Genomic DNA, 269 nt, shown 5'->3' with positions numbered 1-269 from the left:
GGGGTGAAGAGATGGCATTATTGGAAGTCGATCGGCTGTCGCTTCGGTTTGGTGGAGTGGCCGCCCTGTCGGAGGTAAGCTTCCATGTGGATAACGGAGAGATTTTTGCCCTCATCGGGCCCAACGGAGCGGGCAAGACCAGCATGCTCAACTGCATAAGCGGTTTATACAAGCCAACTTCGGGCAGCATCCGCTTTCAAGGCGAGGAGATCCTCTCTCTTCCTCCATATAAACGGGCGGAAAAAGGCATCGCGCGCGCGTTTCAAAAC

General features: G+C 55.0%; 1 protein-coding gene. It reads left to right on the top strand.

The features are described 5' to 3' along the window. Positions 1-11: 11 nt before the first annotated feature. Positions 12-269: ATP-binding cassette domain-containing protein (locus MXD62_RS08720; protein WP_248828879.1), on the top strand; the 258-nt coding region annotated here is incomplete at its 3' end.

This window comes from Frankia sp. Mgl5 (genome assembly GCF_023242985.1).
GTDB lineage: Bacteria > Actinomycetota > Actinomycetes > Frankiales > Frankiaceae > Parafrankia > Parafrankia soli.
The sequence above is the reverse complement of the archived record's forward strand: the minus strand, read 5'-3'. Positions and strand labels throughout refer to the sequence as shown.